Annotated in this window: 16 protein-coding genes; 11 read left to right on the top strand and 5 right to left on the bottom strand. The window is 59.3% G+C overall.

Annotated features, from left to right (window positions below; all coding sequences use genetic code 11):
- Positions 1–80: 80 nt before the first annotated feature.
- From WFM45_RS07520 to guaD, 3 genes are all read right to left on the bottom strand, one after another.
- On the bottom strand, positions 81–2,180 hold the full coding sequence (locus WFM45_RS07520) for a peptidase domain-containing ABC transporter (protein ID WP_033633128.1): 2,100 nt from the start codon (positions 2,178–2,180) through the stop codon (positions 81–83).
- Entirely contained in the window at positions 2,173–3,459 is a 1,287-nt protein-coding gene (locus WFM45_RS07515; RefSeq protein WP_033633129.1) for an HlyD family secretion protein, read from the bottom strand. The genes WFM45_RS07520 and WFM45_RS07515 overlap by 8 nt, the downstream gene beginning before the upstream one ends.
- Before the next feature lie 438 nt (positions 3,460–3,897).
- Positions 3,898–5,220 (bottom strand): guanine deaminase, encoded by a 1,323-nt coding sequence (guaD, locus tag WFM45_RS07510; protein ID WP_250602297.1) that lies wholly within the window; start codon positions 5,218–5,220, stop codon positions 3,898–3,900.
- Positions 5,221–5,646: 426 nt separating this feature from the next.
- On the opposite strand from guaD, the gene fecI reads away from it, so the two are divergent.
- The 5 genes from fecI to ydfG all read left to right on the top strand — a co-directional run bounded on the left by fecI (position 5,647) and on the right by ydfG (position 11,187).
- Positions 5,647–6,171, top strand: coding sequence for a ferric citrate uptake sigma factor FecI (gene fecI, locus WFM45_RS07505; RefSeq protein ID WP_033633131.1), 525 nt, complete (start codon positions 5,647–5,649; stop codon positions 6,169–6,171).
- A complete protein-coding gene (fecR, locus tag WFM45_RS07500) occupies positions 6,168–7,124 on the top strand; it encodes a ferric citrate uptake sigma factor regulator FecR (RefSeq protein ID WP_336954985.1) in 957 nt (318 codons plus the stop codon). Before fecI ends, fecR begins: the two co-directional genes overlap by 4 nt.
- A 113-nt stretch (positions 7,125–7,237) precedes the next feature.
- Positions 7,238–9,589: a TonB-dependent Fe(3+) dicitrate receptor FecA gene (gene fecA / locus WFM45_RS07495; protein WP_336954984.1), complete on the top strand. Its 2,352-nt coding sequence runs from the start codon at positions 7,238–7,240 to the stop codon at positions 9,587–9,589.
- 201 nt (positions 9,590–9,790) lie between these two features.
- The gene (locus WFM45_RS07490; RefSeq protein ID WP_049240126.1) at positions 9,791–10,312 is read left to right on the top strand and encodes a GNAT family N-acetyltransferase; all 522 of its coding nucleotides are present in this window, start codon (positions 9,791–9,793) and stop codon (positions 10,310–10,312) included.
- Positions 10,313–10,437: 125 nt separating this feature from the next.
- Positions 10,438–11,187: a bifunctional NADP-dependent 3-hydroxy acid dehydrogenase/3-hydroxypropionate dehydrogenase YdfG gene (gene ydfG / locus WFM45_RS07485; RefSeq protein WP_085336951.1), complete on the top strand. Its 750-nt coding sequence runs from the start codon at positions 10,438–10,440 to the stop codon at positions 11,185–11,187.
- A gap of 36 nt (positions 11,188–11,223) precedes the next feature.
- On the opposite strand, the gene WFM45_RS07480 is transcribed toward ydfG, so the two are convergent.
- The gene (locus WFM45_RS07480; protein ID WP_004938563.1) at positions 11,224–11,550 is read right to left on the bottom strand and encodes a YnfA family protein; all 327 of its coding nucleotides are present in this window, start codon (positions 11,548–11,550) and stop codon (positions 11,224–11,226) included.
- 148 nt (positions 11,551–11,698) lie between these two features.
- On the opposite strand from WFM45_RS07480, the gene WFM45_RS07475 reads away from it, so the two are divergent.
- Positions 11,699–12,067, top strand: coding sequence for a DUF1283 family protein (locus tag WFM45_RS07475; RefSeq protein WP_004938560.1), 369 nt, complete (start codon positions 11,699–11,701; stop codon positions 12,065–12,067).
- 89 nt (positions 12,068–12,156) lie between these two features.
- Complete coding sequence (locus WFM45_RS07470) at positions 12,157–12,456, top strand: DUF1161 domain-containing protein (protein WP_103085583.1); 300 nt, start codon at positions 12,157–12,159, stop codon at positions 12,454–12,456.
- Between the two features lie 53 nt (positions 12,457–12,509).
- Here WFM45_RS07470 and WFM45_RS07465 read toward each other — a convergent pair whose 3' ends face one another.
- Positions 12,510–13,997: an MDR family MFS transporter gene (locus tag WFM45_RS07465; protein WP_336954983.1), complete on the bottom strand. Its 1,488-nt coding sequence runs from the start codon at positions 13,995–13,997 to the stop codon at positions 12,510–12,512.
- A gap of 509 nt (positions 13,998–14,506) precedes the next feature.
- On the opposite strand from WFM45_RS07465, the gene WFM45_RS07460 reads away from it, so the two are divergent.
- The 4 genes from WFM45_RS07460 to osmV all read left to right on the top strand — a co-directional run bounded on the left by WFM45_RS07460 (position 14,507) and on the right by osmV (position 17,940).
- Positions 14,507–15,223, top strand: a complete 717-nt coding sequence (locus WFM45_RS07460; protein ID WP_004938551.1) for an ABC transporter permease — start codon at positions 14,507–14,509, stop codon at positions 15,221–15,223.
- Between the two features lie 64 nt (positions 15,224–15,287).
- Entirely contained in the window at positions 15,288–16,145 is an 858-nt protein-coding gene (locus WFM45_RS07455; protein ID WP_198509697.1) for a glycine betaine ABC transporter substrate-binding protein, read from the top strand.
- An 8-nt stretch (positions 16,146–16,153) separates the two neighbouring features.
- Positions 16,154–16,804, top strand: a complete 651-nt coding sequence (osmW, locus tag WFM45_RS07450) for an osmoprotectant ABC transporter permease OsmW (protein WP_004938544.1) — start codon at positions 16,154–16,156, stop codon at positions 16,802–16,804.
- Positions 16,801–17,940: an osmoprotectant ABC transporter ATP-binding protein OsmV gene (gene osmV / locus WFM45_RS07445; RefSeq protein ID WP_021505258.1), complete on the top strand. Its 1,140-nt coding sequence runs from the start codon at positions 16,801–16,803 to the stop codon at positions 17,938–17,940. Before osmW ends, osmV begins: the two co-directional genes overlap by 4 nt.
- The last annotated feature ends 8 nt before the right edge of the window (positions 17,941–17,948 follow it).

Raw genomic sequence — 17,948 nt, 5'->3', positions numbered from 1 at the left:
GGCTCACACCACAGGGTGAACTGCGCGTTTGGCGTAGCGAAAATGTCGAGGTGAAAAAGACAGGTAAAGCGACGCTGGCGTTATCCGAGTCGAATGACTCTATCCGCAGAGGCAATCGTCGATGGACGGTGTGCAATAATCACGCGGGTAATGTTCAGTTGTGAAATAGCGCGGTTAATATGTGTTTCATTATCGAGATCCAGGTGGCTGGTCGCTTCGTCCATAAACAGAATGCTGGGGCGACGATAGAGCGCGCGGGCTATCAATAAACGCTGTTTCTGCCCGCCAGAAAGGCTTCCCCCCAACTCGCCGATCAATGTTTCGTAGCCCATCGGCATGTTTTGAATATCATCATGCATATTGCAACGCTGTGCGCACGCCTCAATACGTTTCAGATCCATTTCGGCGTCAAATCCTGAAATATTTTCAGCGATAGATCCCGCCAGCAGCTTGTCATCCTGCAGCACGCAAGCGATACATTGGCGATAATTATTTACGCCAATGTTGCTGATATCCATACCGTCGACCAACACGGCCCCTTCATCTGGAGACAGCAGCCCACACATTAACTTCATCAACGTGGTTTTACCCACGCCGGAGGGACCGACAATCGCCACGCTTTCTCCCGCCGCAATGCTGAGATTCAAATCCGCGATAATGGGTTTCGCCAAACGATCATACTGGTAGCGCAAATTCCGCACCTGAAGCTCTGCGGCGTTGCCTTTTGTGAACAGCTGACGCGCGGGCATTTGCGGTTCCGGTGACGACAGCACAATGTCAGCCACCCTTTCATTATGCAAACTTAGCATTCGCAGCTGAAGCATCATGTCAATCAGGCTGCTGGCACGCTCCGAGAACTGACCACGGTAGGCGTTAAACGCGATAAACATCCCGATCGTCATTTGATTGTCTATGACCAATGCCGCGCCGAGCCAAAGGATGATCACCTGATCACAGGTGGCAATAAACGCCCCCAACCCGCCAAACATCATGTTTAACTTGGTCAGCTTGATACCGGCATTGATCGTTTCTACGTTTAGATTCAGCCAATACTGCGAACGGGTTTCAGATAACCCCAACGCCTTTAACGTACTGACGCTATATAACGTCTCCATGAAATGCGACCCTGCCCGCGCGCCCTTCACCAACTGCTCTTCCGACAGCTGCCGATAATGTTGATAAGTCGACAGCCTGAGAATGACGTATATCGCCGTAAAGCCGAGCACCACCCAAACTAACCAGCCGCCATAGAGCAACATCATGATAAATACCCCTACAGACATGATGCCATCAATAATGCTGCTGACGATGCTGGTAGTGAAAGTCGCTCTTATCGTATCCAATGAGCCAAAACGGGATTGAATATCACCCAACTTGCGCTTCTCAAAGAAGGAAAGCGGCAATTTCATCAGATGATCAAACACGCCTGCCTTCCATTGCACGTCTATCAACGCGCCCATGACGATAGAGATCCACGAGCGCAACATGGAAACGCCGGTGCGGAATAAAATAAAGAACAGCAATCCTATACATATCAGCGCCAAAAGATCATGATCGCCGGCCAAAATCACATGATCCATGACCAACTGCGTACCGACGGGCAACAGCAGATTAACCGCTTCAATTACGATCGACAGGCAGAAGATCTTTAGCAAGGCCCCCTTGAGGCCGCGCACATTGCTCATCAGCTTGCGAAAACGCAATCTGCTTTGCTGTTTGATCGGCTGAAATTCACTGTCTGGCCATAGCTCAAGCGCTACGCCAGTAAAATGCCGCGACAGTTCATGCAACCCCAGCACTTTACGGCCAAAAGCAGGATCATGGATCACCGCCCGCCCTCGGCTGACACTGACAAGCACCACGAAATGCTTCATGTCCCAATGCAGAATACAGGGCATTTTCAACGCTTTAAGCTCATCGATATTCAACGATAACGCTCTGGATTGCAGTTTCAGTGCGCTCGCGATGTCAATCAATGCGGACAGCGTTGCCCCGCGTGAAGAAAAGCCGTAGCGGCTGCGCAGATTAAACAGATCGATTTGCAAACCATGGTAATGGCATACCATCGCTAAACTGGCCAGCCCGCATTCCGAGGCTTCAGTTTGCAGGATCTGCGGCACTTTGCGGCGCAGCGACAAATTGAGTTTGCCCTTTAGCGCGTCTAAATACGATTCAGTCATTGATTGGCCCCATCAGGCTGTTTTTCATATCGTAGAAAGGTGAGAACATCCATTGATATAAAGGTCTTTTTTCCAAAAACAGCGTGGATTGGGCCCGCATGCCGTTAGTGAGCTGCAACGCTTTGCCCTGGTAACTGATATGCGTTTCATCCAGGGAAACGGTCACCTTGTAAAAAGATGCCGTTTGCACGCTGGGCTGATGCACGGGAGAACTGCTGTAAGTTGACATTTCTTGAATGGAGGCCGGTACATAAGCAATGCTTTCTATCCTGCCGGGAAACTGGCCGAACTTCTCATAAGGGAAAGCGTCATAGCGAATGTTAATGCCGTCCCCTGCTGAAACATAGGGCACACTGGTGTTCGGCAACCATAAAACTAGCTGATAAATCGCGCCATTACGTGGAATAATCTGTACCAAGCTGTCACCGCTATTGACCATCTGACCCGGCGTAACGCTGAGAGACTCAATACGGCCATCGCTCGGGGCGTTCACGATCAATGCGCCGCTGGCATCGGCTTCCGCTAACTGCCGTTGCAAATCATTGCGCTGAAACTCGTACTGCGAAATTTGGTTATCGAAATCCGCCGCGCGCGTAACGATGTCACTTTCCAAATTCGTAATTTGCAGTGATTCCTGAATATGTTGACTATGCAGGTTTTGAAACAGGCTTTGTTGTTGATAAAACGAATAGGTTTGTCCGCTAAGCTGATCTTTGGTAATCAGACCGCGCTGTTGATATTCCTTATAGGAACGCATGTTGTCCTGAGCAAATGCCACCCCTTCCCGCGCGTTATCCAACAGCTGTTTGGACTGCATGTGCGCCAATTCATACTGTTTTTTTTGCGCGCGTAGATTTTCCAGCGTCATGCGCTTGTTGTCTTGCAACTTAAGAATGATGCTGTCGACGTGTTTTAACTGGTTTTCAAGCGCCAGGCGCGTATTGGCGCTCACTTTCCCGTTATCCGTCACTCGGCTGACATCAATCTGATAAAGACGCTGGCCTTTTTTAACCGCATCCCCCACTTCGACGAAGCGTTCCGAGATAAAACCCTGTTGGGGCGCAAACACGTTGACTGAGCGGGGGAAGGTGGTGATTTCACCATAAACATTAATGCGGCGTGTATAATGACTGAATATAAGAAAAGAGAGGAAAACAAGAATAAATAAAAACGATAAAAGACCAAAACACCAGGCGGGCAAGCCGTTTATCAATAAGGCCTTACCCGCCCATTTCGCCCGCTGATGATCCGTGGCTTCCTGTCGAAACAAATCACGCATGAAATCCCTTTCCAGAAATAAAATTCGCGCCAGCCTTGGCTCGTAAAATGCAGAAGCATATCGAAAAAGCAGCAACAGAGATTAAAACAGGCCTGTTGTTTTTAATTAGCGATATCGTAAGGATAATTATTCTCATTATGATATCGGGCGTCCCGAAGAAATGCAATGTTTTTTACGCACTTATCCAGCCACATAGCCGTATATCACTATGCATATCGATAAAAAACCAATAAAGAGCCTCCTAATCAAATAACCCTATTTATTCTACCTCTCATCATGTGCAATAAATAATCATGCGCTACCCTTGACTGTCTATTTTTCATCCATAAGGCGTGCAGCAATAACGTTATCAAGGCTTTCACTTCCTTATTATTGAAATTGCCGCCACGCGGTGTCGGCGTATTCCGACATGCCTTTGCGCCAACGCCGCGAATGAAATCAGTCTGACCTCACCGCCTCATAAACCACCTTGCCGTCCACATAGGTGCGATAAATATTGCGATCGTCCCCCAGGGTCATCAGCACGAAGCCTTGTTCCGCCGACGTGGCGCTGTTGGCGTGACGCAACTGCTGCAGCGGCGTGACCGCCGGATCGAGCACCACGAAATCCGCCTCTTTACCGACGTTGAAGTTGCCGATTTTGTCGTCCAGCGCCAGCGCGCGGGCGCCGCCCAGGGTGGCGTGGTAGAACGCTTCTACGGCGGAGAGCCGGTAATGCTGCAGCTGGCCGACCTTGTACGCCTCGCCTAACGTGCGCAGCATATTGAAGGTGGTGCCGGCCCCCACGTCGGTGCCGATGCCGAGCTTCACCCGCTTGCGCCAGGCCTGCTGCAGGTCAAACAGCCCGCTGCCGAGAAACAGGTTGGAGGTGGGGCAAAAGGCGATCGCCGAGCGGGTATCGCACAGGCAGTCCCACTCCTGCTCCTCCAGATGCAGGCAGTGAGCGAACACGCTTTTATCGCCGGTCATGCCATAACGGTGGTAAACATCCAGATAGCTGCGGTGCTGCGGAAACAGCGCTTTTACCCAGGCCACTTCCTGCGGGTTCTCGCTCAGGTGCGTCTGCAGCCAAACGTCGGGATACTCTTCGCGCAGCCGCTGCACCTGCGCCAGCAGCGCCGGCGTACTGGTAGGCGCAAAGCGCGGCGTAATGGCGTAACCGAGGCGGCCTTTGCCGTGCCAGCGTTCAATCAGCTCACGCGTCTGGCGGTAACTCTGCTCCGGCGTTTCCAGCAGCGCCTCCGGCGCATGGCGATCCATCATCACCTTGCCGGCGATCAGGCGCATGTTCAGCGCTGCCGCCTGGCTGAACAGCGCATCGACCGACTGTGGATGCACCGTGCCGAACACCAGCGCGGTGGTGGTGCCGTTACTCAGCAACTGCTGCAGAAAGAAGGCCGACATCGCCTCGGTGTGCTGCTCACAGTCATAACGGCTTTCGGTCGGGAAGGTGTAATTGTTTAACCAGTCCAGCAGTTGGTCGCCATAGGCGCCAATCATTTCGGTTTGCGGGTAGTGGATGTGGGTATCGATAAATCCCGGCACGATCAGCTTGTCGCGATATTCCGTGACCGTGAAGCCCGGCGGCAGCAGCGCCTCGCCCTGCTGCCAGCTGCCGAACCAGACGATGACGCCGTCGTTCAGCAGCAGCAAACCGTCGGGAACATGCCGCAGGCGTTCCTCAAGCTGTTGCGGCGCCTCCACACAGGCTGCGATATCAAAAAAATTGCCACGAATAGCCGTGGTGAATTGCAGTGCCATTATTTTCTTCCTTGTGACGACCGGCCAAGCTCACCCGCGAAATAACCTGCGCCGATGAAACAAGGCTTTTTTGCCCAAACGCAAAGACCGGATTAAGCATAGCAAGCCGCATGCCAACAGGCGGAGATAAAATACATTTTCAAATAAAAACAATTAATTAGTAATTAATCTAAAAGCGTAGGCCGACGAAAGAGAATAAGACCCACGCTCAGCCTTCACCGGCAGATTAATAGCAACCGTTTGCCTGCCAAAATAACATCGCGCCGCTGCACCTTGAATGGGCAGGCGAATATCTTCACGGCGCACGGCTTATTTCAACAGCGCGCCTGAGGATTGAATCTCGGCCTAAGGACAACGGCCAAACTTGAAACGATAACCATTCTCAATTATCATCCGCGCATCTTTTTGACCAGCAATGCGAAAATCATGTCCGCCACCGCTTCTGCCCCGCACGCCGCGCTGTCGCGCCTTTACGCCACCCATCATGCCTGGTTGCAGGGATGGCTGCACCGCCGGCTGGGCTGCGCGTTCGATGCGGACGATGTGGCGCAGGACACCTTTATGCGCCTGCTGAGAAGCGACGCCGCGGCGACCCTGCGCGAACCGAAAGACTTTCTGGTCACCGTCGCCAAACGGGTGATGGTCGATCTGTTCCGCCGCAGAACGCTGGAGCGCGCCTATCTGGAGATGCTGGCGCTGATCCCGGAAGGCTACGCCCCGTCGCCGGAGCAGCGCCAGAGCCTGCTGGACAGCCTGCAGCAGATCGACGCGATGCTCGACGGCCTGGGGCCGAAGGTAAAACAGGCCTTTCTGTTGTCGCAGCTCGAAGGTTTGGGCTATGTGGACATCGCCGCGCGCCTCGGCGTCTCGGTCAGCTCGGTTAAAAAATACATGGCCAAAGCCACCGAGCATTGCCTGCTGTTCAGCCTCGAAAACGACGTTTATTCATGAGCAACGCCATCACCCCCGAGCAGCGCCAGGCGCTGAAAATGGCCGCACACTGGTATGCGCTGCTGTGCGACGAGCACGTCACCGAACGCCAGCGCCAACAGTGGCAAGCCTGGCACCAGCAGCATGACGATCACCGCTGGGCCTGGCAGCGCGTCGAAGCGTTGCAGAGCCAGCTGCAGGGCGTGCCGGGCAAATTCAGCTATCGCGCGCTCGATCGCGCCGGCCATCAATCGGCGATCGATCGCCGCACCCTGCTGAAAAGCCTGCTGTTATTGCTCGGCGTGGGCGGCGGCGGCTTCCTTTACCAGTCGCCGTTCGGCCGGGAGCTACGCGCCGACTACCGCACCGCCACCGGCGAGATCAAACCCATTGTGTTAAGCGACGGCACCCAGCTGGTGCTGAACACCGCCAGCGCGGTGGACGTGCATTACGACGATCGTCAACGGCTGATCCGCCTGCACGCCGGGGAAATCAGCCTGATCACCGGACGCGACGCCCGGCCGCTATGGGTGCAAAGCCCGCAGGGGGCGATGCGCGCGCTCGGCACCCGTTTTTTGGTGCGCGAGAGCGGCGGCGAGACGCGCCTGACGGTGCTGGAGCATGCGGTTGAAGCGCAGTTAGCGCAGGACGCGCGGCAAACGCGCCGGGTGAACGCCGGCGAACAGATTAGCTTCAGCGCCACGGCCTTCGGCGACAAGCAATCGGCTGCGGCGGAGGACGGCTGGCTACGCGGCGTGCTGAGCGTCAGCCAGTGGCGGCTTGAGCGGGTGATCGCCGAACTGGCGCGCTACCGGCGCGGCCATCTGAGCTGCGATCCGGCCGTCGCCGGCCTGCGCGTCAGCGGCAGTTTCCCGCTCAACGATACCGATCGCGCTCTCGCCCTGCTCAGCCAGACGCTGCCGATACGTCTGCAGAGCTTTACCCGCTATTGGCTGCAAATCGTCCCCGCCTGAATTTTTTAAATGAAAATGATAAAAAATCGCATTTTTGATTGTCCCTTTTGCCTTGCTCATCCGACTCCCAGGAAAACACTGCAGCAATAAATAAAAATGATTCAGGAGAAGGTATGAACAACGCTTGGGGAAAGGCCGCTCCGGCTTCGCTTTGGGGAAAACGGGCCACGCCGCTGGCCGTGGCCATTGGCCTGGTCTTCGCTGCACCGCAGATGGCGAGCGCCGCCAGCGCCGCTGCCGCCTACCACATTCCGGCCGGTGAGCTGGACGGCGCGCTGAACGCTTTCGCCGCGCGCGCCGGCATCGCGCTCTCGGTGGACGGCACGCTGACCGCCGGCAAACGTTCGCCGGGCCTGAACGGCAGCTACGGTGTCGACGACGGCCTGAACGCCCTGCTGGCGGGCAGCGGCCTGCAGGCTAAAACGCTCGGCAACAACGGTTACACGCTGGCCACACTGCCGCAGTCGCAGAAGGAAGAGGACATCACGGTAGTCGGTGACTGGCTGGCGGAAGGCCGTCAGGCAGACGTGTTCGAACACCCCGGCGCGCGCGACGTGGTGCGCCGCGAAGACTTCGTCAAAACCGGCACCACCACCGTGCGCGAAGCGTTGAACCGCGTGCCGGGCGTGGTGGCGCCGGAAAACAACGGCACCGGTAGCCACGATATGGCGCTGAACTTCGGCATACGCGGCCTCAACCCGCGCCTCGCCAGCCGCTCCACCGTGCTGATGGACGGCATTCCGGTGCCCTTCGCCCCTTACGGCCAGCCGCAGCTATCGCTGGCGCCGGTCTCGCTCGGTAATATGGACGCGATTGACGTGGTGCGCGGCGGCGGCGCGGTGCGCTACGGGCCGCAGAGCGTCGGCGGCGTGGTCAACTTCGTCACCCGCGCCATCCCGAAAACCTTCGGCATGACGGCCGGCATGCAGGGGCAACTCAGCCCGACCTCGCGCCAGGATCACCCGAAAGGCACCGGCAACCTGATGATCGGCGGCACCGCCGACAACGGCTTCGGCGCGGCGCTGCTCTACTCCGGCACCCGCGGCAGCGACTGGCGCGAGCACAGCGCAACCAAGATCGACGACATGATGCTGAAAAGCCGTTACGCGCCAAACGAGGTGCACACCTTCAACAGCCTGCTGCAATACTACGAAGGCGAAGCGGAGATGCCGGGCGGCCTGAGCCGGGCGGACTACAACGCCAACCCGTTCCAGTCGACGCGCTCGTACGACAAGTTCTGGGGCCGCCGCCAGTTGGCGAACTTCGGCTACCAGTATCAGCCGGATCGGCAGCACAAGTTCGACGTGCAGAGTTTCTACACCTACACCCTGCGCAGCGGCTATCTGGATCAGGGCAAGAACCTGACGCTGTCGCCGCGCGAATACTGGGTGCGCGGCGTAGAACCGCGCTACAGCCAGAGCTTCCGCTGGGGCGACTCGGCGCACGAGGTCGGCGTCGGCTACCGTTACGTCAGCGAATCCACCCACGAGCTGCGCTACTACACTAAAGCCAGCACCGGCAGGCTGCCGTCCACCGCCAGCCCGTACGATCGCGACACCCAGTCAGGCACCGAGGCGCACGCGTTCTATATCGACGATCGCATCGACATCGGCGACTGGACCCTCACGCCGGGCATGCGTTACGAATACATCAAGTCGTATCAGAACAACTACATCAAGAACAACCGCCTCGACGTCAGCTATAACGCGCCGCTGCCGGCGTTGAACGTGATGTATCACCTGAACGAATACTGGAACCTGTACGCCAACACCGAAGGCTCCTTCGGCACCGTGCAGTACAGCCAGATGGGCAAAGCGGTCGACAGCGGCAAGATTGAACCGGAGAAGGCGCGCACCTGGGAGCTGGGCACCCGCTACGCCGGCGATGCGCTGACCGGCGAAATCGGGCTGTTCCTGATCAACTTCAACAACCAGTATGACTCCAACCAGGTGACCGACAGCGTGACCGCGCGCGGCAAAACCCGCCACGCCGGGCTGGAAGGCAGCCTGCGTTACGATCTGTCGCAGCTAACGCCGAAACTGGACGACCTGACCGCCTACGCCAGCTACGCCTACGTCAACGCCACCATTCGTGAAGACGGCGGCTACAAAGGCAACCAGGTGCCGTTCTCGCCGAAGCATAAAGGCACGCTGGGGCTGGACTACACGCCAGGCAACTGGGCGTTTAACCTTAACGGCGAGTTCCAGTCCAGCCAGTTCGCCGACAACGCCAACACCGTGGCGGAAAGCGCCGACGGCAGCACCGGCCGCATTCCCGGCTACATGCTGTGGGGCGTGCGCGCTGCCTATGATTTCGGCCCGGAAATGGCCGGCCTGAATCTGGGCGTCGGCGTGAAAAACCTGTTCAACCACGAGTATTTCACCCGCGCCTATGACGACAACAACAAGGGTCTGTACATCGGCCAGCCGCGCACGATCTATCTGCAAGGTTCGGTGAAGTTCTGACCCTCAGCGGCGGGCGCGGTTAACCGTGCCCGCCGCCTTTCCCATCAACGTGACGCCGTCACACAATACCCTTCCTCCGCGCCGTCGCAGCGGCGAAAAATAAGTCGCTTCTGCCGCCAATGCGCGTAGTATCGACGATCCGCCCCGACTTATGGGCGCGGATTTTTTTTGCCATTCTGGCCTGAAAAGCGAGGGAATAAGATGAATCATAATGACCTTTCTCAGTGCCGCGTTGACACCGACCGTTTGTTGATTGCCCCCTTTACCGCAGCAGACGCCGACGATGTTTACCAGGCGATCACCCCCACTCTGACGCGCTTTATGACCTTTGAGCCGGAGGCATCGCCGGAAGACTTCGCCAACGTCTGGCAAAGCTGGCTGCCGCTGATGCGCGAAGGCGAAGAAGTGATCTTCGTCGCCCGTCGGCGCGAAGACCGGCAGTTCGTCGGCGTCGGCGGCGCGCACAACCTACGCAGCCACACCCCGGAGCTGGGCATCTGGGTGAAAGAGAGCCTGCATGGCCAGGGCTACGGCCGTGAAATCGTACAGGGCATCGCGCGCTGGGCCAGCGAGCGCTTTCAGCCGCCGCACTTTCTCTACCCGGTGGCCGAGCAGAATACCGCCAGCCGCCGCCTCGTCGAGTCGCTGGGCGGTGTGCTGGCCGGCCGTTGCGAGCGCATCAAGTATGACGCAGTGGTGTATCACCTGCCGCCTCAGCGCTAGTCAGCATCGGGCCGCCGGCCCGGTGTCATCTTTTTTGCTTTCCGCCGTGATAACCCCTGCCACTGCCTGCGGGTTTGTGCTAATGATAGAGGCATGTAGGGTAAAAACAGTTGAGGAACAGCAACATGATTATTTTTGTTACCGGCGCCACCTCCGGTTTCGGCGAGGCCATTGCGCGCCGTTTTATCCGTGAAGGCCATCGGGTGATTGCCGCCGGGCGCCGCCTTGAGCGTCTTGAAGCGCTGCAGGAAGAACTCGGCCAAGCGCTGCACATCGTGCGGCTCGACGTGCGCAACCGCGCCGCCATTCAACAGGCGATCGAAGCACTGCCGGCCGAGCTGCGCCAGATCGACGTGCTGGTGAACAACGCCGGGCTGGCGCTGGGGCTGGAGCCGGCGCATAAGGCCAACGCCGATGACTGGGAAACCATGATCGACACCAACGCCAAAGGGCTGGTGAACATGACGCGCGCGCTGTTGCCGGCCATGGTCGAGCGCAACGTCGGCCATGTGATCAACATCGGCTCCACCGCCGCCAACTGGCCTTACGCCGGCGGCAACGTGTACGGCGCCACCAAGGCGTTCGTCAAGCAGTTCAGCCTGGGTCTGCGCGCCGATCTGCACGGCACGCGCATCCGCGTGACCGATATCGAGCCGGGCCTGGTGGGCGGCACCGAATTCTCCAACGTGCGCTTCAAGGGTGATGACGGCAAGGTCAACAAAACCTACGAAGGCGCCGATGCGCTGACGCCGGAAGACATCGCCGAGTCGGTGTTCTGGGTCGCGACGTTGCCGGCGCGCGTCAACATCAACACGCTGGAAATGATGCCGGTCAGCCAGTCCTTCGCCGGGCTGAACATCCACCGCGGCGCCTGAGCCGCGACGGCGGGAGGCAACTCCCGCCGCGTTTCTTCAGGCCGCGCGCCAGCCGGAAACGATAATCAGCATGCCCGCCAGCGCCACGCCGGCGCCGACCCAATCCAGCGCAGACAGCTTCACCCCGTCCACCACCCGCAGCCACAGCAGTGCCGTCGCCACATACACACCGCCGTAAGCCGCATAGACCCGCCCGCTGGCCGCCGGATGCAGCGTCAACAGCCAGACAAACAGCATCAGGCTTAATGCCGCCGGCAGCAGCAGCCAGGCGCTGCCCTGCTTCTTCAGCCATAGGTAAGGCAGGAAACAGCCGATAATTTCAGCCAGGGCGGTGGCGAAAAACAACAGCGTGGTTTTTAACATCGGTCGCAGTTTTCTCTCGGTAAAGTAAACGAATCGGCGCTTGGCTGGTGAATTCCAGGAGCGCGGTGGTATATTTATCACCACGCCTGCGGGCGAGGTAACGCCAGTGTCGCCATCATCAGGCGCACTCACTCATAAGGATGAAACGATGAAAACATTTTCGACCCAACGACTGCTGCGCGGGATGCTGCCGGTCGCCATGCTGGCCGTTATGGGCGCCTGGCAGGCGCCGGCGCTGGCCGCCACCTGCACGCAGGGCAGCACCTGCGTCACCGTCGATGGCAAAGGCAGCGGCGCGATGAGCACCGAAGAAGCGCGCCAGAGCAAAGAGCAGTGGAATGATACCAAATCCCTGCGCCACAAGGTTAACACCCGCGTCGAGAAAGAGTTCGACAAGGCCGATCGCGCGGCGGATGACGAAGACCGCTGCAACGACAGCAACAACGTCAACGCGTACTGGGAACCGGACACCCGTAAATGTCTGGATCGCCAGACCGGGCGTCGGATTAATCCTTAATCCGCCTGCGGCGGGCGGGCAAGCGTGAAACCCGGCCGCCGTTGCTGCTATCCTGTTACAGGAAGTTCATTGTCTAAAAGGATGACGTGATGAAGAAAACGCTGATATTAACCGCTGTATTGCTGGCCGGCGCCCCATTGGCGGCTCTGGCCTCCTGTGAAAGCGTGAAAGCGGACATTTCGCAAAAAATCGTCAATAACGGCGTTCCGGAGTCCGGCTTCAAACTGGAGATCGTGCCTAACGATCAGGCCGATCAAGCGGGCGGCCAGGTGGTCGGCCACTGCGAAAACGACACCCAGAAGATCGTTTATACCCGCCTGAACAACGGCGACGATAATGGTGACGCAGCGCAGACCGGCACCAGCCAGGACACCTCCAACGCGCAGTAAGCCGCATCGGCTACCCAGGGCGCGCAACAGCCGCGCCCTTTCCTTTTCCTTTACTACGCCTGCTCCGCCTCTTCCTCTTCGCCTTGCGGCCGACAACGCGCCGGGATCAGCATCGCCGCCGCCAGCGCCAGCAACGACACCAACGCCGATACCAGGAACACCCAATGCAGCGAAGCCGCCACCTGCTGGATAAGCTGCGCCAGCGCTTCGCTCCCCATGCTCTGCCGCACCGCCGGCTCCATCAGCCGCTGCACCGGATCGTCAATCTCCGGCAAACGCCACTGCAGGTTGAGGTTCAACGTGGCGCCCAAAATCGCGGTGCCGATGGCCGAGCCCACCATACGGGTAAACACCGTACAGGCGGTGGCGATGCCGCGAATGCTGTAATGCGCGGCGTTCTGCACCGACACTAAAAACGTCGTGTTGCACAATCCCATGCCGGCGCCGACCATAAACGCCGCCACACGGCCCCACAGCAGACCGCCGTCCGGCTGCAACATCAGCAGGATCAGGCCGCCTGCTACCAACAGCAGCGCGCCCAACAGCGCCGTGGCGCGATACGAAGTCATCAGCATCAAACGGCCGCTCAGCGTGCTGGCCAGCGGCCAACCGATCGACATCAAGGCCAGCGTGGTGCCCGCCTCCAGCGGTGAGCCGCCCATCACGCCCTGAATGAAGGTGGGCAGAAAGGCGCTGATGCCCATCATCGCCGCGCCGATCACCAGCCCGCCGATGTTGCCGGCGACGATCACCCGGCTTTGCCACAGCGCCAGCGGGAACAGCGGCTCGACCGCGCGCCGCTCCTGACGGATCAGCAGCGCCAGCGACGCCGCCGCCAGCACCAGCAACGGCGCCACCCACCATCCGAGACTTTCCATCTGCAACAGCGCCAGCAGCAGCGCCGAAACGAACAGCGTCAGCCAGGCGGTGCCCGCCAGATCCAGCGCGTGCCGCCGCAGTTGCTGATGCGCCGGCAGATAGCGCCAGAGGAAGAACATCGCCAACAGGCCGATCGGCAGGTTGACCCAGAACACCAGCGCCCACGGCAGGTGTTGCACGATAAACGCGCCCAGCAGCGGGCCGATGATCGCCGATACGCCCCACACGCTCGACAGGTAGCCCATCACCTTCGGCCGCTCGGTGGCGCTGTAGATGTCGCCGATGATGGTGGACGCGATCGGCATGATGGCGCCGGCGCCCAATCCCTGCAATAAGCGGAAGCCGATCAGCCAATACATGTCGGGGGCGAAGCCGCACAGCACCGATCCCAGCAGGAACAGCGTGGCACCGAAGAAAAACACCCGCTTGCGGCCGTAGAGATCCGCCAGCCGGCCGTAGATGGGAATGGTGATCGCCTGCGCCAGCAAATAGACCGCGAACACCCAGCCCAGCAGCGAGAAGCCGCCGAGATCGCCGATGATGGTCGGCATGGCGGTGGCGACGATGGTGGCTTCGATCGCCGACATGAACATCGCCAGCATGCAGGCGATCAGGATCAGCGGGCGGTGGGCAATGGGGGCGGGTGAAACGTTATTTGTCATGGCGTTATGCAGGTTTCCTGGCGTTTTTATTTTCCCTGAGTATATCAGCAAGCGCCTGTGCCAAGTCTATCCGCCCTCACATCCTGCCTTTGCCGGCGGCGAATCGCACCATTTGGACTAACTGTTACGGCGTAACGTTTTGCCGTGGATTTTTTTCACTTTACCCGCATCCCAGCGCTGACGCGGGCTGCGGCGCCAATACGGGCAAACTCAATCAGCTGATTTTGTTCATAAAACTTGGCACGGTCAACGACAGGGTGCTATACCTTCCCTAGCCGGCGCCTTTGGGCTTCGTGCTTTCTCGGGTTTAAATATCAGTATCTTATGCTGATTAACTCACGTATTGAGCCTACGTTCAGCACGCTGTGCCGAACGCACCCTTCGCTCAATGTCGCTAACCTCATGCGAAACGCCCGTTTTGTACCGCCACGCCCGCCGGGCCGTGGGTAACAATCAGAGCGGAATGCGCCGTCTCGTCGGCCGCTCCGCGCAACGGAGGACGCAACATCATGCACAAGTCAGCGCCATACCGGCGCCTGCTCCTCGGGAGCCTGCTGTTTATCGCCGTCATCGCGCTGCTGGTTTACGGCATCGGTTGGGAAACCCTCAAGTCGCGCCGGGAAGATTTGATTTACCTCGGTCAGCAGCACATGTTCCTGGTGGTGTGTTCGATGCTGCTGTCGCTGCTGGTCGGCATTCCCAGCGGTATCCTGCTGAGCCGCCCTTTCGCCCGCCGCTGGGCGGAGCACGTGATGCAGATCTTTAATGTCGGCAACACCCTGCCGCCGCTGGCAGTGTTGGCATTGGCGATGGTGATCATCGGCATCGGCGACCGGCCGGCGGTGGTGGCGTTGTTCCTCGCCTCGCTGCTGCCTATCGTGCGCAATACCTATGCCGGCCTGCGTTCGGTGCCGCCGGCGCTGGTCGAGGCCGCCAACGGTATTGGCATGACCGCCGGACAGCGGCTGCGCCAGGTCGAACTGCCCAATGCCCTGCCGGTGATCTTCGCCGGGGTGCGCATCGCGATGGCGATTAACGTCGGCACCGCGCCGCTGGCGTTTTTGATCGGCGCCAGCAGCTATGGCGAGCTGATCTTCCCCGGCATCTACCTGAACGACTTCCCGACGCTGATCCTCGGCGCCGCCGCCACCGCGCTGATCGCCCTGCTGCTCGATCTGGCGCTGGCCGGTCTCGGCCGCCGGCTCAGCCCGCACACCGCATCCTGATGGGAGAAACGCGATGACTCGATGGTTACAACGACTCCGCCACGCGCTGCTGTTCTCCTTGCTGATGACCGGCGCGGCCGCCTGGGCCGCCCCGCTGACGCTGGCGAGCAAGAACTTTACCGAACAGCGCATTCTGTCGGCGATCACCGTGCAATACCTGCGGGCCAAAGGTTTTCAGGTCGAACCCAAAACCAATCTGGCTACGGTGATCACCCGCAACGCGATGATCAACAAGCAGATCGACATGACCTGGGAATACACCGGCACCTCGCTGATCATCTTTAACCACATCAATAAGCGCATGTCGCCGCAGGAAACCTACGACACGGTGAAAAAGCTCGACGCCAAACTCGGCCTGGTGTGGCTGCAGCCGGCGGACATGAACAACACCTACGCCTTCGCCATGCAGCGCCGGCGCGCGGAAAAAGAGCAGATCCGCACGATGTCGCAGCTGGTGGCCAAAGTGGAACAGGTGCGTAAAACCGACCCGAAACACAACTGGCTGCTGGGACTGGATCTGGAATTTGCCGGCCGCTCGGACGGCCTGAAGCCGATGCAGGCGCTGTACGACATGCCGCTGGATCGCCCGCAAATCCGCCAGATGGATCCCGGCCTGGTCTACAACGCCATCCGCGACGGCTTCGTCGACGCCGGGCTGGTGTACACCACCGACGGCCGGGTGAAAGGCTTCGATCTGCAGGTGCTCGAAGACGACAAAGGCTATTTCCCGAGCTATGCGGTCACGCCGGTGGTGCGCGCCGACGTGTTGCAAAACACGCCGGGGTTGGAAGCGGCGCTGAACACGCTGTCGAAACAGTTCAACAATCAGGTGATCACCGAGCTTAACGCCAGAGTGGATATCGACTACCAGACGCCGCAACAGGTCGCCGACGCGTTCCTCAAGCAGCGCGGCCTGATTTAGGAGGCATGATGAATACCTTACTTTACGCCTGGCAAAACTGGGCCTATATCGCCGGATTGACGCTGGAACACCTGCTGCTGGTCGGCATCGCCGTCGGCCTGGCGATCCTGATCGGCGTGCCGCTCGGCGTACTGATCGTCCGCCACAAATGGCTGGCGACGCCGGTGCTGAGCCTGGCCACGCTGGTGCTGACCGTGCCCTCCATCGCCCTGTTCGGGCTGATGATCCCGCTGTTTTCCTTAATCGGCCACGGCATCGGCTACGTGCCGGCGATCACCGCGGTGTTCCTCTATTCGCTGCTGCCGATCGTGCGCAACACCCACACCGCGCTCGACAACCTGCCCGGCGGGCTGCGCGAAGCCGGCCGCGGCATCGGCATGACGTTCTGGCAACGCCTGCGCTGGGTGGAGATCCCGGTAGCGCTGCCGGTGATTTTCGGCGGCATTCGCACCGCCGTGGTGATGAATATCGGCGTGATGGCGATAGCCGCGGTGATCGGCGCCGGCGGCCTCGGCCTGCTGCTGCTCAACGGCATCAGCAGCAGCGACATCCGCCAGTTGATTACCGGCGCCGTGATGATCAGCCTGCTGGCGATCGTCCTCGATTGGTTATTGCACCGCTTGCAAATTGCGCTCACGCCCAAGGGGATCCGCTCATGATTAAATTGGAAAATCTGACCAAACAGTTCATGCAAAAGAACGGCACGCCGTTCAACGCCGTCGACAACATCAATCTGGACGTGCCGGAAGGCGAAATTTGCGTGCTGCTCGGCCCATCCGGCTGCGGCAAAACCACCACGCTGAAGATGATCAACCGCTTGATCGAACCCACCGGCGGCACCATTCTGATCAACGGCGAAGACACCAGCGCGCTGGATACCGTCAGCCTGCGCCGCAAAATCGGCTACGTCATCCAGCAGATCGGTCTGTTCCCCAACATGACCATCGAGGAGAACATCACCGTAGTGCCGCGCATGCTGGGCTGGGACAAAAAACGCTGCCACGATCGCGCCGAGGAGCTGATGAGCATGGTGGCGCTGGATCCCAAGCGCTTTTTGCACCGCTACCCGAAAGAGATGTCCGGCGGGCAGCAGCAGCGCATCGGCGTGATCCGCGCGCTGGCGGCCGATCCGCCGGTGCTGCTGATGGATGAACCCTTCGGCGCGGTGGATCCGATCAACCGCGAAACCATCCAAAACGAGTTTCTCGACATGCAGCGTCAGCTGAAGAAGACCGTGATGCTGGTCAGCCACGACATCGACGAAGCGCTGAAGCTCGGCGATCGCATCGCGGTGTTCCGCCAGGGCAAGATCGTGCAGAACGCCAGCGCCGATGAGCTGCTGGCGCGCCCGGCGAACGACTTCGTCGCCTCCTTTGTCGGCCAGGATCGCACGCTGAAGCGCCTGCTGCTGGTGCAGGCCGGCGACGTGGCAGACCAACAAGAGACGGTGACGGTGCGCCGGGAAACGCCGCTGACAGAGGCATTCGGGTTGATGGACGATATCGACGCCCGTTCGGTGACGGTAGTGGACGCCGACGGCAAACCGCTGGGTTACGTCAAACGCCGCGAGGCGCGCGGTGCGCCGGGGGTATGCGCCGATAGCCTGCACCGCTTTCGCGTCACCGCCCGCGCGGAAGAGAACCTGCGCGTGGTGCTGTCGAAGCTGTATGAGCACAATACGTCCTGGATGCCGATCGTCGATGAAGACGGCCGCTACAGCGGCGAAATCTCGCAGGATTATATCGCCGACTACCTCAGCTCCGGCCGCACGCGCCGGGTGCTGACGCCGCAATAACCCCCGCC

The sequence above is a fragment of the Serratia sp. KG1D genome (genome assembly GCF_037150675.1).
In the GTDB taxonomy this organism is placed as follows: Bacteria; Pseudomonadota; Gammaproteobacteria; order Enterobacterales; family Enterobacteriaceae; genus Serratia; species Serratia nematodiphila.
The sequence above is the reverse complement of the archived record's forward strand: the minus strand, read 5'-3'. Positions and strand labels throughout refer to the sequence as shown.

Coding starts and splice junctions, on each gene's coding strand:
- WFM45_RS07520 (WP_033633128.1), bottom strand. CDS start 2,180: ATGACTGAATCGTATTTAGACGCGCTAAAGGGCAAACTCAATTTGTCG.
- WFM45_RS07515 (WP_033633129.1), bottom strand. CDS start 3,459: ATGCGTGATTTGTTTCGACAGGAAGCCACGGATCATCAGCGGGCGAAA.
- guaD (WP_250602297.1), bottom strand. CDS start 5,220: ATGGCACTGCAATTCACCACGGCTATTCGTGGCAATTTTTTTGATATC.
- fecI (WP_033633131.1), top strand. CDS start 5,647: ATGTCCGCCACCGCTTCTGCCCCGCACGCCGCGCTGTCGCGCCTTTAC.
- fecR (WP_336954985.1), top strand. CDS start 6,168: ATGAGCAACGCCATCACCCCCGAGCAGCGCCAGGCGCTGAAAATGGCC.
- fecA (WP_336954984.1), top strand. CDS start 7,238: ATGAACAACGCTTGGGGAAAGGCCGCTCCGGCTTCGCTTTGGGGAAAA.
- WFM45_RS07490 (WP_049240126.1), top strand. CDS start 9,791: ATGAATCATAATGACCTTTCTCAGTGCCGCGTTGACACCGACCGTTTG.
- ydfG (WP_085336951.1), top strand. CDS start 10,438: ATGATTATTTTTGTTACCGGCGCCACCTCCGGTTTCGGCGAGGCCATT.
- WFM45_RS07480 (WP_004938563.1), bottom strand. CDS start 11,550: ATGTTAAAAACCACGCTGTTGTTTTTCGCCACCGCCCTGGCTGAAATT.
- WFM45_RS07475 (WP_004938560.1), top strand. CDS start 11,699: ATGAAAACATTTTCGACCCAACGACTGCTGCGCGGGATGCTGCCGGTC.
- WFM45_RS07470 (WP_103085583.1), top strand. CDS start 12,157: ATGAAGAAAACGCTGATATTAACCGCTGTATTGCTGGCCGGCGCCCCA.
- WFM45_RS07465 (WP_336954983.1), bottom strand. CDS start 13,997: ATGACAAATAACGTTTCACCCGCCCCCATTGCCCACCGCCCGCTGATC.
- WFM45_RS07460 (WP_004938551.1), top strand. CDS start 14,507: ATGCACAAGTCAGCGCCATACCGGCGCCTGCTCCTCGGGAGCCTGCTG.
- WFM45_RS07455 (WP_198509697.1), top strand. CDS start 15,288: ATGACCGGCGCGGCCGCCTGGGCCGCCCCGCTGACGCTGGCGAGCAAG.
- osmW (WP_004938544.1), top strand. CDS start 16,154: ATGAATACCTTACTTTACGCCTGGCAAAACTGGGCCTATATCGCCGGA.
- osmV (WP_021505258.1), top strand. CDS start 16,801: ATGATTAAATTGGAAAATCTGACCAAACAGTTCATGCAAAAGAACGGC.